The following is a 13,214-nucleotide window of genomic DNA, read 5'->3' as shown; positions in this document are numbered from 1 at the left end:
GGAGGGGGCCCGGTCGACCGACAGGTCGACCGGGCCCCCTCCCGTTCTCCGGGGCCGAAGGGCTCCCCGAGCCGCACGAAATAATGAGAGGCAGGAGCCCGGACGCCGGGCGTAGGGTCGAGGACGATGACGCAGACGCTCCCCACCATCGACGAGGTCACGCCCGAGGTTCCGCCCTCCTCGACCCCTGACGACCCGCGTCGCCGGGTCGACTGGAGGAGGCTGCACACCCCGGCAGCCGTGGCGGCCCTCGTCTGCGCCGCCATCGCCTCTGTCGGCGCCACCCTGGGGACCGTGGTGGCCGGACGCCTCGCCCAGGACCCGGCCGGATCGCTCGTCGGCCTGCTGGCCCTCTGCGTGGTGGGCGCCTCGCTCATCGACACCGCCGGCAAGGTGGTCTGGGTCGGGGTCTCCGACATCGCGGAGGGCCGCCTGCGCGAGGACCTGCTCGACGCTGCCCTCGCCCAACCCCTGGCCACGCTCGGCGAGCAGGCGGTGGGCGAGATCCTCGACCGGGTCGACGACGACACCCACGAGGTGGGCAACCTCGTCCGCTGGCAGCTGTGGATGGTCGCGCGCACGGTCTTCGGGGTCCTGCCGATGTGGATCGTCGCCGGCCTGACGTGGTGGCCGTCCTGGCTGCTGTTCCCGGCCCTGGGCGGACTGACCTTCGTCGCGGTCCGCCGCCTCCTGGGGGAGATCTCCCGGCGCAAGGTGATCGAGGAGATGGCGTGGACCGACCACGCCGCCGCCCTCGAGGAGGGCATCGCCGGGCGCGACGACCTTCGTACCAGCCTCGGACAGGCCCACGTGGTGGCCCGCCTGGCCCGTCTCTCCGCGCTGGTCCACGCGAAGTTCCGCGACGTGGTGCGGGTGGAGGCCCAGGTCTGCCTGCGGGCGGGCGTGCTGCTGCACGGCCTCCTGGCCGGCATCGGCGTGGCGGGGATCGCCGTGGCCGTGGCCGGAGACCTCTCGGTCGCCGGGCTGGTCACCCTCTTCCTCGTCTCCTCCCTCTTCGTCGGCCAGGTCGCGATGCTGGCCAACCACCTGCCCGACCTCCAGGCGGGACTCGGCGCGGTGATCCGACTGCGCCAGATGCTCGCCTCCGAGCCGGAGCCCACCGGCGGCACGGCCCTGGAGGCACCCGGCGCGGTCGCCATCGACGTGACCGACCTGGACTTCTCCTACGCCGAAGGTTCGTTCGCGCTCCAGGGCGTCACCCTCCACGTCCCGGCCGGCCAGACGATCGCCCTGGTCGGGCGTACCGGATCGGGCAAGTCCACCCTCGCCTCGTTGCTCTCCCGGGCGGTCGAGCCGCCCCGCGGCACGGTCCACGTGGGCGGGGTCGACGTACGCGACCTCGACCTGCAGCACCTGCGGGCAGCGGTCGGCGTGGTCACCCAACGCACCGAGATCCTCGCGGGGACGCTGGCCGAGAACGTCACCCTCTTCGACCCCCGCCCCACGGCCGACGTCGAGGACGCGCTGGCTCAGCTCGGCCTCACCGACTGGGTGGCCGGGCTCCCCGACGGTGTCGACACCCTGCTCGGCCCGGGTGGCACCACCCTCTCGTCCGGCGAGGAGCAGCTGGTCGCCTTCGCGCGCCTGCTGGTCCGTGACGTCAAGGTCGTGGTGCTCGACGAGGCCACCGCCCGCATGGACCCGCTCACCGAGCGCCGCGTGGTGGCCGCCGCCGACCGGCTCCTGGTCGGGCGCACCGGTGTGCTGATCGCGCACCGCCTCTCCACCATCGAGCGCGCTCCGTGGGTGGCGGTGCTCGACCACGGCCATGTCGTCCAGGCCGGCGAGCGCAGCGCCCTGGCCGTGTCTCCCGGCCCCTTCCACGACCTGCTCACCGCCAGTCGGATCGACGGCGCTGGCACCACGGTCGACGCCACTGCCGACGCTGTGCGTGACAGGGAGCCCGATCGGGAGCCCGGTTCGGAACTTGGTGCTGAGCCTGACTTCGGGGCGCAGCCCGACGACCACCCCGCCGCGCCGGGAGTGGGAGGGCGGCGTCGTTCCGGTCCGCCTCCGGAGGCCGCCGAGGTCGGGACCGGCCCGTCGCTGGCCGCCGGGGTGGCCCACGCCCTGCGCGTACGTCCGCTCTGGGGCCTGCTGGGGGCGGCCGGCTTCCTGGGGGCCTCCCTCACCGGAGCCCAGGGCGCCGTCACCGGGCTCGTCTGGGGACACCTGGTCGAGGACGTCGACACCGGGGTGCCGACGTGGCTGGTGGTCTGCCTGGTGGCGTCGCTCATGGTCGCGCCCCTGATGCTCGCCGACGCCTTCTACCGCTACCCGCGGTGGTGGGTCGAGGTGCTCCTGCGGGTGCGGATGCGCGTGCTGCACGGCCAGACCGCGCAGCACCGGCTGCCGCGTACGCCGCCGGGTGAGGTCGTGGCCCGCGCCATGGACGCCGACCGCTTCGTCCGCTACTCCGACCGGTGGGTCGACTTCGTCAACGGGATCCTGATCGCTGCCGTCACCGCAGGGCTGGCCGGCACCTGGGTGGCCGGGGCCGTCCTCGTCGCCGTCCTGGTCGCCTCGGCCCTGGCCTCCGCCGTCGGTCGTCCGATCGCCGGTCGTTCGGCTGCCGCGGCCTCCGCGGCGCGCGCCCGCTTCGGGCGTGCGCTGGTCTCCGTGCTGGAGTCCGCGCGCACGGTCAAGCTGGCCGCCGCCACCGGTGCGGCGCGCGGGCACCTGCTCCACGTCGACTCCGGTCGCGTCTCCGCCGCGGTCCGGGAGCACCGGGTGCAGGGCGTCCTCGACGGCGTGCCGATGGTGATGGTGCAGTGCGGCGTCGTCGCCGCCTGGATGGGGCACGTGAGCGGCGGCTGGAGCCTGGGCACGACGCTGCTCGTCGCCAACGCCGTCTCCGGCTTCGACTGGTTCGGCCGGGTGGCCGGCATGGTCGTCACCGAGGCGCCGGGCACCCGCGCCTGGCAGCAGGAGACCAGCCGGTTCGCCGGGGGAGCGGACCTGATGGACCTCCCGCCGGGCATCGACCTGGTCCATGGCACCGCCCCTGAGCCGCCCGTCGTCGAGCGGGTCCCGTTGGAGGAGCTCACCCTGCGTGGCTTCTCCGCCGTGCACGACGACGGGACGATCGGCGTCCAGGGCGTCGACCTGACGGTGCGGACGGGGGAGCAGGTGCTGCTGCTGGGCCAGGTCGGCTCGGGCAAGTCGAGCCTGCTGGCCGCGCTCGCCGGCCTCGTCGCCCACGGCGGATCGATCACCTGGAACGGCGTCGAGGTCGGAGACGCCGAGGTGTTCCTGCGGCCCGGTCAGGTCGCCTACGTGGCGCAGGTGCCGAGGGTGCTGTCGGGCACCTTCGCCGACAACGTACGACTCGGGCACGAGCGCCGCTTCGACGACCCGGTGGCTGCGGCCCGCCTCGGCCCCGACGTCGCCGAGGCCGGTGGACGCGACGCCCTGGTCGGGCACCGCGGCGTACGCCTGTCGGGTGGGCAGGTGCAGCGCCTGGCGCTGGCCCGTGCGCTGGCGGCCGACGCGGAGCTGCTGCTGGCCGACGACGTCTCCAGCGCGCTCGACGCCCGCACCGAGGTGGAGCTGTGGCGTGCTCTGCGGGAGCGGGGCACCACCGTGATCGGTTCCACCGCCAAGCGCTCGGCGCTCGAGGTCGCCGACCGGGTCGTCGTCCTGGTCGACGGTCGGATCGCCGAGGTCGGGCCGTGGTCGGAGCTGTCGGCTCGTTGGTCCCACCTCGCCGGGTGACGTGGAGCACTGCAGTGGCCCCGCGAGGGGGGAATGAGCCGTACGTCCTGGTGGTTCTCACCTGCGATGACTGCCACCGACACCGTCCCTGATCCCTCGAAGGCCGCCGAAGCAGGCGGCCCGGTCGACGCCGGTGGCCCCAGTCGCCAGCGGATCACGGTGGCGATGCTGGCCCTGGCGATGGGTGGCTTCGCGATCGGCACCACGGAGTTCGTCTCCATGGGGCTGCTGCCGCAGCTGGCACGCGGCGTCGGGGTCTCCGAGCCCTCCGCCGGCCACGCGATCTCCAGCTACGCGCTCGGTGTCGTGGTCGGAGCCCCGCTCATCGCCTTCTTCGGCTCGCACTGGCCCCGCCGGGCGACGCTGGTCGCGCTGATGGCGCTCTTCGCCGTCGGCAACATCGCCACGGCGTGGGTGTCGTCGTACGAGTCGCTCCTGGTTGCACGGTTCGTCTCCGGCCTCCCGCACGGGGCGTTCTTCGGTGTGGCCTCGCTCGTCGCGGCCGGACTGGCCCGACCCGGGCGTCAGGCCAAGGCGGTCGCGACGGTCATGCTCGGGCTCTCGGTCGCCAACCTCATCGGGGTGCCGGCCGCCACCTGGCTGGGGCAGACCATGGGGTGGCGCGCCGCCTTCTGGGTGGTCGCCGCCCTGGGGCTGCTGACCCTGCTCCTGGTGCTCGCCTTCGTGCCGTCCGTGCCCGGGGACCACACCTCGTCGTGGCGCCGCGAGATGCGGGCCTTCCGCAACCCGCAGGTGCTGCTCACGCTGGGGGCCGGATCGCTGGGCTTCGGCGGCATGTTCGCCGTCTACACCTACGTCGTGCCGACGATCGACAAGCTCGGGGGCCTGAGTGAGGGCGCGGCCCCGGTCTTCCTCTTCGCGTTCGGCCTCGGGATGGTCGTGGGCACGTGGCTGGCCGGGGAGCTGGCCAGCTGGTCGCTCTTCGGCTCCCTCTTCATCGGCGGAGGCGGTCAGGGGCTCCTGCTGCTCGCCTTCGCCCTGCTCGCCCACACCGGGCTGGTGGGTGCTCCCGATCGTCTTCGGCATCACCGTCACCGGTTCGGTGCTGGTCGTGGGCCTGCAGATGCGCCTGATGGCGGTGGCCGGCGACGCACGGACCCTCGGCGCGGCGATGAACCACGCCGCCCTCAACGTCGCCAACGCGCTCGGGGCCTGGCTGGGTGGTCTCGTGATCGCGGCGGGTCTCGGCTACCGCGCTCCGGGTGTGGTCGGTTTCGGGCTCGCCACGCTCGGCCTGGGGACGATCCTGGTCTCCTACCTGCTGGAGCGCCGCGGCGTCACCCGGCACGCCTGAGCCCTCGCGGCGCCCGGAGGTCGGGCCCGCGGCGGGTCAGGTCAGGCGTAGGACGTCAGGCGTACGACATGCCCATCGCGGTGCGCACCTCGGCGAGGGTGGCCTCGGCGACCTCGTTGGCCCGCTCGTTGCCGCGCCGCAGCACGCCCTCGACGTAGCCGGGGTCGGCCGCGAGCTCGGCGCGACGCACCCGCAGCGGCGCGAGCTCGGTGTTGATCGCCTCGGTGAGCCGCTTCTTCAGCTCGCCGCCGCCGCCGTTGCCGATCTCCTCGGCCACCGTCGCCGGCGCCACGCCTTCGCAGAGGCCGATCAGCTCGAGCAGGTTGGCGACCTCGGGACGGTTCTCGGGGTCGTAGGTGATGAACCGCTCGCTGTCGGTCTTCGCACCCTTGATCTTCTTGGCGGTCTCGTCGGCGGTCATCCGCAGCTCGACGACGTTGCCCTTCGACTTGCTCATCTTGGTGCCGTCGGTGCCCAGGATCATCGGCACCTCCGAGAGCAGCGCGTCCGGCTCGGGGAAGATGGCGCCGTACCGCTCGTTGAAGCGTCGCGCCACCACGCGGGTCTGCTCGATGTGGGGGAGCTGGTCCTTGCCGACGGGCACGACGTTGCCCTTGCAGAAGAGGATGTCGGCGGCCTGGTGCACCGGGTAGGTGAGCATCAGGCCGCTGATCGCCTTGATCCCGGCCGTGGCGGCCTCGTCCTTGACGGTGGGGTTGCGCTGGAGCTCGGCGACGCTGACCAGGCTGAGGAACGGCAGGAGCAGCTGGTTGAGCGCCGGCACCGAGGAGTGCGTGAAGAAGGTGGCCTTCTCGGGGTCGACTCCGGCAGCCAGGGAGTCGAGCAGCAGGTTGCGGACGTTGCCCACGATGTCGCCGGCGACCTCGCGGTCGGTGATCACCTGGTAGTCCGCGATGATCTGCCAGATCTCGGCGCCGAGCTCCTGCAGCTTGAGCCGGTTCTTGATCGACCCGAAGTAGTGCCCGATGTGGAGGGCGCCGGTCGGGCGGTCCCCGGTGAGCATCCGGAACTTCTCCGGGTGGGCAGCGATCTGGGCCTCGACCTCGGCGCTGCGAGCGGCGGAGGCGCGGTAGGAGTCGGTCACCGGGCCATTCTAGGCCGCGGCGGAGGGGTGGGGCGGTACGGGCGTCCGGGCCCGGCGGCAGGGGTCTGGAAGGTACGATTCACCGCGTGCAGACCATCGGCGTGGCCATCGCCCTCCCCGAGCCCTGGGCGAGCGACCTGCAGGAGTACCGGGTCGACCTCGGCGACGAGACGGCGTACAGCATCCCGACCCACATCACGCTGATCCCGCCCACCGAGGTCGGGGACGACCTCACCGACGTCGTCGCTCACCTGGAGCAGGTCGCCGCGTCGCAGAAGTCCTTCCGCATCCACCTGCGCGGCACCGGGACGTTCCGCCCGGTCTCGCCGGTGGTCTTCGTCGCCGTGGCCGACGGCATCGCTGGATGCGAGCAGCTCGCCGCCAGCGTCCGCACCGGACCGCTCCAGGTCGAGCTCGAGTTCCCGTTCCACCCGCACGTCACGGTCGCGCACCACCTCGACGAGGCGACGCTCGACCGCGCCTACGCCGAGCTCGCCTCCTTCGACTGCTCGTTCGAGGCCACGGAGTTCCACCTCTACCTCCACGACGAGGGCAGTGGCTGGGTGCCCACGAGGGGCTTCCACCTCGGCTGATCCTCGCTGCGAGCTGGCACGGGAGCCGTGAGGCTCCGCCAGGGGCGACCCCGGACGTACGTCGAGTGACCCACGTCACGTCCGGGTGGCGACACGCTCCGTGAGATGTGTTGTAACTCTAGTAATTCAGTTGGTTATATAGGGTCCATGACCCAGACACTCGCCCCCACCCCGGTCGTCGCCGACCGGCGCACGCCCACAGCGCCGCCCTCAGCGCCGTCCCGGGGTGGCTCGTACCGCGTCCCTGCGCAGGTCTACCGGGTGATCCGCGTGCTCAGCCCGCTCATGGCCGTCGCGCTGTGGCAGGTGGCCTCCAGCACCGGCCTGCTGCCCGAGCGCATCCTCGCCTCACCCGCTGCCCTCCTCGAGACCACGCGCACCCTGACCGAGTCCGGGGAGCTGCAGGAGGCCGTGCTCGTCTCGCTGCGGCGCGCCACGGTCGGTTTTCTCCTCGGCGCTGCCTTCGCCGTGGTGCTGGGCGGGATCGTAGGGCTCAGCCGACTGGGCGACGCCCTCATCGACCCGCTCTTCCAGATGCTGCGGATGCTCCCGCTCTTCGGCCTGGTGCCCCTCTTCATCATCTGGTTCGGCATCAAGGAGGAGCCCAAGATCTACCTGGTCGCCCTCTTCGTCGTGGTTCCGCTCTACCTCAACCTGGTGGCCGCGCTGCGCGGAGTCGACAAGGACCTGCGGGAGGTGGCGGACTCGCTCCGGCTGAACACGGTCGAGCGCTGGCGCCACCTCTACGTGCCGGCGGTGACGCCCGGCGTGCTGGTGGGCGTACGCCAGGCCTTGGGCATGGCGTGGATCGCGCTGATCGTCGCCGAGCAGGTCAACGCCGGTGCGGGCCTCGGCTACCTCATCAACAACGCCCGCGACTTCCTGCGCACGGACGTCATCGTCGTGGGCCTGCTCTGCTACGCCGTCCTCGGACTGGTGACCGACTCCGCCGTGCGTCTCCTGGAGCGCAGGGCCCTTCGCTGGAGGGGGGACGCCGCATGAGCGACGTCGTCAGCCAACTCACCGCAGTCTCCCGACGGTTCGGGGGGAGGGGTGGTGACAGGACCAGCGGCACCGTCGTGATCGACGGCGTCGACCTGACCGTCCGACGGGGGGAGTTCATTGCCCTCCTGGGCCACTCGGGGTGCGGCAAGTCCACGCTGCTGCGCATCGTCGGTGGCCTCGACCGCGAGGCCGAGGGAGACGTCGACACGACCGACAACACGGCGATCGCCTTCCAGGACCCTCGGCTGCTCCCGTGGCGCACGGTGCTCGACAACGTGACGCTCGGCCTGCGGGTGCCCGACGCCCGGGCCAAGGGCCGGGCCATCCTCGCGGAGGTGGGCCTGGGGGACCGGGGCGGGGCCTGGCCCCGGGAGCTCTCCGGCGGTCAGCGTCAGCGCGTCGCGCTGGCCAGGGCCCTGGCCCGCGAGCCCGAGCTCCTGCTGCTCGACGAGCCGTTCAGCGCCCTCGACGCCCTGACCCGCCTCACCGCCCAGGACCTCGTACGCCGGCTGGTCGCCGCCCACCGTCCGGCCGTGCTGATGGTCACGCACGACGTCGAGGAGGCGCTCCTCCTGGCCGACCGCGTCCTGGTCATGGCCGACGGAGGGTTCGTGCACGACGAACGTCTCGACCTGCCCCACCCGCGCCGCCGCGACGACCCCGAGATCGTCCGCCGCCGGGCCCACCTGCTCGACCTGCTGGGGGTCTCCCAGGACGAGCCGCTCACCCGTCCCACCGAACGGATCGCCTGAGCCCTGCATCGGACGGACGTGCTGGCACCGCCGAGGGGTCCCCGCCCACGTCCGCCGCGTACGTCCACGCCCGTCACCGAACCGTGCGGACCACCGCACGGCCGTCAGTCCCGCCACAGAGAGATGAACCATGCGACTCCACGCCCGCCGATCCACCCGCCGATCCAGTAGGCGCGCCGCCGCCGCGGTCCTGGCCACCCTGCTCGCCACCAGCGCGCTGGTGGCGTGCTCCGCCGAGGGCGACGACGACGGTCCCGTCCTGCGCGTCGGCGTCCAGAAGGACGGCATCCGGTCCGTCCTGACGGCCTCGGGCCAGCTCGATGACCTCCCCTACGAGATCGAGTGGTCCGAGTTCGCCGCGGGTCCGCCGATCATCGAGGCGGCTGCTGCCGACCAGATCGACGTGGCCTGGGTCGGCGCCGCCCCGCCGATCTTCGGCGCCGCCTCGGGTGCGGACTTCAAGATCGTCGCCGCCGTGAGCGAGCAGGACAAGAAGCAGGACTCGATCCTGGTGCCGAAGGGTTCCGACGTCAGTTCCGTCAAGGAGCTGAAGGGCAAGAAGGTCGCGGTCGCGAAGGGGACGAGCGGCCACGGCCACCTGCTGATGGCGCTGGAGGCCAACGGGCTCTCGCTCGACGACATCGAGCCCCAGTACCTCGCTCCCGCCGACGGCCAGGCTGCTTTCCAGTCCGGTGCCGTCGACGCCTGGGCGATCTGGGACCCCTTCGTCACCCAGGCCGTGATGGAGAACGACGCGGTCGACCTGACCGTGGACCAGCCCGAGACCGACCCCTACCTGCAGTTCGAGATCGCCTCGGGCGCGGCGTTGGAGGACGACGAGACCCGCGACCAGATCTCCGACTTCCTCGAGCGCGTGCGTGAGGCCTTCCTGTGGGCCCAGGACCACCCGGAGGAGTTCGGCAAGGGCTGGGCCAAGGAGTCCGGCCTCCCGGAGGAGGTGCTCGTCGAGGTGGCCAACAAGAAGCTGACCGACGTGGGCCCGGTGCGTGGCGAGCACGTCGAGCTGATCCAGACGCTCGCGGACAAGTTCACCGACTCGGGCGAGATCCCGGAGAAGGTCGACATCGCCGCAATCGTGGAGCCTGGCCTCATCGAGTGACCTGCATCGAGTGACCTGCATCGAGCGACCTGTATCGAACGACTGGGCGCTGACCACAACGCCGAAGGCCCGGCTCCCTCGCGGGGGCCGGGCCTTCGTGGTGTCTGCAGCGACGTGGCTCAGAGGCCGTGCTTCATCGCCGTGCGCAGGTCCTTGTTGAGCTGCGAGATCACGTCGAGCGGGATCTCCTTCGGGCAGGCGGCGGTGCACTCACCGATGTTGGTGCAGCCGCCGAAGCCCTCGTGGTCGTGCTGGCCGACCATGTCGACCACGCGGGTCCAGCGCTCCGGCTGTCCCTGCGGCAGCTCACCCAGGGCGGTGATCTTCGCGCCGAGGAAGAGCGAGGCCGACCCGTTGGGGCAGGCGGCGACGCAGGCGCCGCAGCCGATGCAGGTCGCCACGTTGAAGGCACGCATGGCCTTGTCGCGCGGGGCCGGCACCGAGTTGGCCTCGGGGGCGGAGCCGGTGTTGACGGAGATGAAGCCGCCGGCCTGGATCATGCGGTCCAGGGCCGAGCGGTCCACGACCAGGTCCTTGAGGACCGGGAAGGGGTCCGCGCGCCACGGCTCGATGGTGATCGTGTCGCCGTCCTTGAAGCTGCGCATGTGCAGCTGGCAGGTGGTGGTGACCTCGGGCCCGTGCGCCTGGCCGTTGATCATCAGCGAGCACGTGCCGCAGATGCCCTCACGACAGTCGGAGTCGAACGCGACCGGGTCCTCGCCCTGCTCGTTGAGCTGCTCGTTGAGCTCGTCGAGCATCTCGAGGAAGCTCATGTCGGGCGAGATGTCCTTGACCTGGTAGGTCGCGAGTGCTCCAGCGGACGTGGCGTCCTTCTGGCGCCAGATCTTCAGAGTCAGATTCATGCTCACTTGTAGCTCCGCTGCTTCATCTCGATGGCCGTGTAGATCAGGTCTTCCTTGTGCAGGACCGGCTGGCCGTCCTCGCCGCCGAACTCCCACGCGGCGACGTAGGCGAACTCGTCGTCGTGACGCAGGGCCTCGCCGTCCTCGGTCTGCGACTCGGCACGGAAGTGACCACCGCAGGACTCGCGACGGTTGAGCGCGTCGATGCACATGAGCTCGCCCAGCTCGATGAAGTCGGCCACGCGGCCGGCCTTCTCGAGGGACTGGTTGAGCGTGTCGGCGGTGCCGAGCACCTTCAGGTTGCTCCAGAACTCCTTCTTGAGGTCCTGGATGAGACCGATGGCCTTCTTGAGGCCGGTCTCGGTGCGCTCCATGCCGCAGTACTCCCACATGATCCGACCGAGCTCCTTGTGGAAGGAGTCGGCCGAGCGGGTGCCGCCGATGGAGAGGAACTTGTTGATGCGCTCCTCGGTCTCGGTGCGGGCCGCGACCACGTCGGGGTGCGACTCGTCGATCTTCTCGAACGGGCCGTCCGCGAGGTAGTCGCGGATGGTGTTCGGGAGCACGAAGTAGCCGTCGGCCAGACCCTGCATCAGGGCCGAGGCGCCGAGGCGGTTGGCGCCGTGGTCGGAGAAGTTGGCCTCGCCGGTGACGAAGAGACCCTCGACGTTCGACTGGAGGTGGTAGTCGACCCAGAGGCCGCCCATCACGTAGTGCACGGCCGGGTAGATGCGCATCGGCGTCTCGTACGGGTTCTCGCCGGTGATGCGGGCGTACATGTCGAAGAGGTTGTCGTACTTCTCCTTGACGCCGTCGAGGCCGAAGCGCTCGATGGCCTCGGCGAAGTCGAGGTAGACGCCGCGGCGGACGAACTTCTCGTTGCCCTCCTCGTCGACCTCACGCACGGCCGGCCCGACGCCCTTGCCGGCGTCGCACTGGTACTTCGCGGCACGCGAGGCGATGTCGCGGGGGACCAGGTTGCCGAAGGCGGGGTAGATCCGCTCCAGGTAGTAGTCGCGGTCCTCCTCGGGGATGTCGCGCGGGTCCTTCTCGGCGTCCTCGGGGTTCTTCGGGACCCAGATGCGGCCGTCGTTGCGCAGCGACTCCGACATCAGGGTCAGCTTCGACTGGTGGTCGCCGGAGACCGGGATGCAGGTCGGGTGGATCTGCGTGTAGCAGGGGTTGGCCATGTAGGCGCCCTTGCGGTGCGCGCGCCATGCGGCGGTGACGTTCGAGCCCATCGCGTTGGTCGACAGGTAGAAGACGTTGCCGTAGCCACCCGAGGCGAGGACGACGACGTCGGCCAGGTGGGTGGAGACCTCACCGGTGACCAGGTCGCGGGCGATGATGCCGCGAGCCTTGCCGTCGGCCACGATCAGCTCGAGCATCTCGTGGCGGGTGAACTGCTCCACGGTGCCGGCGGCCACCTGGCGCTCCATGGCCTGGTAGGCGCCGATGAGGAGCTGCTGGCCCGTCTGGCCGCGGGCGTAGAACGTACGCGAGACCTGGACGCCACCGAAGGAGCGGTTGTCGAGCAGGCCGCCGTACTCGCGGGCGAAGGGGACGCCCTGGGCCACGCACTGGTCGATGATGTTCGCGCTGACCTCGGCCAGGCGGTACACGTTGTTCTCGCGGGCGCGGTAGTCGCCGCCCTTGACCGTGTCGTAGAAGAGACGGTGGACGGAGTCGCCGTCCTCCTTGTAGTTCTTGGCCGCGTTGATGCCGCCCTGGGCAGCGATCGAGTGCGCGCGACGGGGGGAGTCCTGGTAGCAGAAGGACTTCACGTTGTAGCCGGCCTCGCCGAGCGTGGCGGCGGCGGCGCCACCGGCGAGGCCGGTGCCCACGATGATGATGTCGAGCTTGCGGCGGTTGGCCGGGTTGACCAGGCGGTTCTCGAACTTGCGGTTGGTCCAGCGGTCCTTGATGGGGCCGGTCGGGGCGACCGGGTCGACCAGCGGAGCGCCGAGCGTGTAGTAGCCGGCCGCGTCGTCAGAGACCTGAACCGGCGGCTGGTTGGTCTGGGTGGTTCCGTCCAGGAGAGCCATGAGGAAGTCTCGGTCCTTACTTGGTGACGATGCCGAAGAGCACGGAGAGCGGGACGAGCGAGAAGCCGCCGGCGATGACGATCGCGACGATCCATCCGGCGCGCTTGGCGTTGGTGCGCGAGCGGGCGCTGTTGGTGAAGCCCAGCGTCTGCATCGCGCTCCAGGTGCCGTGGTGCAGGTGCATGCCCAGCGCGACCATCGCCAGCAGGTAGATGAGGGTCATCCACCACAGCTCGAAGGACTCGACGAGGAGGTTGTACGGGTCGTTCGTGGGTCCGCCGCTGGGGTTGACCTTGACGATCGTGAAGTTGAGCAGGTGCCAGATGAGGAAGACGAGGATCGTCAGGCCGCCCCAGCGCATGGTGCGCGAGGAGAGCGACGACGCAAGGTTCTTCTTCACCGTGTACTTCGCCGAACGCGCCTTGCGGGCACGGCCGGTGAGGACCACGGCCGACCACACGTGGGCAACGAGGGCGACGATGAGGACCACGCGCATGATCCACAGCAGGCCCTCGTGGGGCAGCAACGGGTAGCCGATCTCACGCAGGTGGTGCGCGTACGCGTTGAACGCGTCGTGGCCTGCGAAGACCTTCAGGTTGCCGTACATGTGGGCGAGCAGGTAGCCGATGAAGACCAGGCCGCTGACTGCCATCGTGATTTTCAAGGCGATCGTCGACCGGG

10 protein-coding genes are annotated in these 13,214 nt (G+C 70.9%); 6 read left to right on the top strand and 4 right to left on the bottom strand.

Going from position 1 to position 13,214, the window contains the following annotated elements:
• The first annotated feature begins 126 nt into the window (after positions 1-126).
• Both FCL41_RS12900 and FCL41_RS12895 read left to right on the top strand, forming a co-directional pair.
• Positions 127-3,735 carry an ATP-binding cassette domain-containing protein gene (locus FCL41_RS12900; protein WP_137065244.1) on the top strand — a complete coding sequence of 1,203 codons (3,609 nt, stop codon included), beginning with the start codon at positions 127-129 and terminating at the stop codon, positions 3,733-3,735.
• Positions 3,736-3,801: 66 nt separating this feature from the next.
• Positions 3,802-5,208: an MFS transporter gene (locus FCL41_RS12895; protein ID WP_239021641.1), complete on the top strand. Its 1,407-nt coding sequence runs from the start codon at positions 3,802-3,804 to the stop codon at positions 5,206-5,208.
• Here FCL41_RS12895 and trpS read toward each other — a convergent pair.
• Complete coding sequence (gene trpS, locus FCL41_RS12890) at positions 5,106-6,155, bottom strand: tryptophan--tRNA ligase (RefSeq protein ID WP_239021640.1); 1,050 nt, start codon at positions 6,153-6,155, stop codon at positions 5,106-5,108. The genes FCL41_RS12895 and trpS overlap by 103 nt on opposite strands.
• An 86-nt stretch (positions 6,156-6,241) precedes the next feature.
• On the opposite strand from trpS, the gene FCL41_RS12885 reads away from it, so the two are divergent.
• From FCL41_RS12885 to FCL41_RS12870, 4 genes are all read left to right on the top strand, one after another.
• Positions 6,242-6,748: a 2'-5' RNA ligase family protein gene (locus FCL41_RS12885; RefSeq protein WP_137065246.1), complete on the top strand. Its 507-nt coding sequence runs from the start codon at positions 6,242-6,244 to the stop codon at positions 6,746-6,748.
• 147 nt (positions 6,749-6,895) lie between these two features.
• Positions 6,896-7,750 (top strand): ABC transporter permease, encoded by an 855-nt coding sequence (locus FCL41_RS12880; RefSeq protein WP_137065247.1) that lies wholly within the window; start codon positions 6,896-6,898, stop codon positions 7,748-7,750.
• Complete coding sequence (locus FCL41_RS12875; RefSeq protein ID WP_137065248.1) at positions 7,747-8,505, top strand: ABC transporter ATP-binding protein; 759 nt, start codon at positions 7,747-7,749, stop codon at positions 8,503-8,505. Before FCL41_RS12880 ends, FCL41_RS12875 begins: the two co-directional genes overlap by 4 nt.
• 130 nt (positions 8,506-8,635) lie before the next feature.
• Positions 8,636-9,625 (top strand): ABC transporter substrate-binding protein, encoded by a 990-nt coding sequence (locus FCL41_RS12870; protein WP_137065249.1) that lies wholly within the window; start codon positions 8,636-8,638, stop codon positions 9,623-9,625.
• A gap of 119 nt (positions 9,626-9,744) precedes the next feature.
• Here FCL41_RS12870 and FCL41_RS12865 read toward each other — a convergent pair whose 3' ends face one another.
• The 3 genes from FCL41_RS12865 to FCL41_RS12855 are packed head-to-tail and all read right to left on the bottom strand — an operon-like array spanning position 9,745 to position 13,185.
• Positions 9,745-10,488 (bottom strand): succinate dehydrogenase/fumarate reductase iron-sulfur subunit, encoded by a 744-nt coding sequence (locus FCL41_RS12865; protein WP_137065250.1) that lies wholly within the window; start codon positions 10,486-10,488, stop codon positions 9,745-9,747.
• Positions 10,489-10,490: 2 nt separating this feature from the next.
• Positions 10,491-12,533 (bottom strand): fumarate reductase/succinate dehydrogenase flavoprotein subunit, encoded by a 2,043-nt coding sequence (locus tag FCL41_RS12860; protein WP_137065251.1) that lies wholly within the window; start codon positions 12,531-12,533, stop codon positions 10,491-10,493.
• A 16-nt stretch (positions 12,534-12,549) separates the two neighbouring features.
• The gene (locus FCL41_RS12855) at positions 12,550-13,185 is read right to left on the bottom strand and encodes a succinate dehydrogenase cytochrome b subunit (protein WP_239021639.1); all 636 of its coding nucleotides are present in this window, start codon (positions 13,183-13,185) and stop codon (positions 12,550-12,552) included.
• Positions 13,186-13,214: the final 29 nt, after the last annotated feature.

This window comes from Nocardioides jishulii (assembly GCF_006007965.1).
In the GTDB taxonomy this organism is placed as follows: domain Bacteria; phylum Actinomycetota; class Actinomycetes; order Propionibacteriales; family Nocardioidaceae; genus Nocardioides; species Nocardioides jishulii.
This window is presented reverse-complemented; position numbering and strand designations above follow the sequence as displayed.